Raw genomic sequence first — 1274 nt, forward strand, 5'->3', positions numbered from 1 at the left:
TGCCTGGGTTCAACCAGTCGATGCAACACCGGCCTGTTGAAGTGAGCGTAGCTGCTCCTCGAAGACCTCGGCGGGTGTCTTCCAGCCGAGGACCTTGCGTGGCCGGTTGTTGAGCGTGTGAGCAACGGCTTCGAGGTCCTCGGCGGACCAGCGAGACAGGTCGGTGCCCTTCGGGAAGTACTGGCGCAGCAGGCCATTGGTGTTCTCGTTCGTGGGTCGCTGCCATGGTGAGTGCGGGTCGGCGAAGAACACCTTGGTCCCGGTCTCCATCGCGAACTGGGCGTGGCCGGAGAGTTCCTTGCCGCGGTCCCAGGTCAGGGTCTTGCGCAACTGCTCGGGCAACGTGGTCACCGACGCTGCCAGCGCCGCGTTCATCGCGACGGCCCCGTAGCCGCCGAGCGCGGGCCCGTTCTTCACGTACGGCTTCTCACCCCACCCCTGGAAGCGTGGGAGGTGGACCAGAATCGTGGAGCGGCTGCTGCGTTCGACCAGCGTGCCGATCGCGGACCTACCGGTCCCGATGATCAGGTCGCCCTCCCAATGGCCAGGAACGGCACGGTCATCGGCCTCGGCCGGGCGTTCCCTGAGCACGACCTCGGCGGTGACGTGTCCTTGAGGCTTGCTCTGTGACCGTGCTCGCGGCTGCCGCAGTGCACGGCCGGTGCGCAGGCACGCGACCAGTTCCCGCTTGAGCGCTCCGCGTCCCTCGATGAACAGAGCCTGGTAGATCGCCTCGTGACTGATGCGCATAGACTCATCATCGGGGAAGTCGACCTTCAACCGATAGGCAATCTGCTCCGGACTCCACGCCGTCGACCATCGCCGGTCAGCCCGGTGGGGCTTGTTGCGCCCCTTCCACTGGGGCGTGGAAGGGCCCTCGACCGTCGTGCCGTCAGGTCGACAGACGTTCCCCGCGAGGCGGTCCTGGACGTACTCGCGCAACCGATCATTGGTGGCGAGCTTGGCGGGCTTCGGCCGCTTTGCGGCCTGCTGCGCCTTCCACTGGGCGACCGTGGCCCGGTACTCGGGCCTCCCGCCACGCGTGGCGGCGTTGCGGCGCAGCTCGCGAGAGATGGTCGACGGGTCGCGCCCCAGCGCGGCGGCGATCTCACGCACACCCTTGTCCTTGGCGCGCAGGATCGCGATCTCCTCGCGCTCCTCGAAACTCAGGTAGCGGCCCGTGGGTTCGTTCAGTGAGATCGGCGGCATGCCGCCAGCGTGGCGAAACCAGCGAGACCCAACCGGCACCGACACGCCGACCGCCAGCGCCACCT

The 1274-nt window shown here is 67.7% G+C and carries 1 protein-coding gene; it reads right to left on the reverse strand.

Annotation, left to right across the window (positions count from 1 at the left end; genetic code table 11):
- Nucleotides 1-9 precede the first annotated feature (9 nt).
- The coding region (locus BCY76_RS17270) for an IS30 family transposase (protein WP_237090260.1) at nucleotides 10-1274 on the reverse strand (1265 nt) is incomplete at its 5' end.

This window comes from Nesterenkonia sp. PF2B19 (genome assembly GCF_001758425.2).
GTDB lineage: Bacteria > Actinomycetota > Actinomycetes > Actinomycetales > Micrococcaceae > Nesterenkonia > Nesterenkonia aethiopica.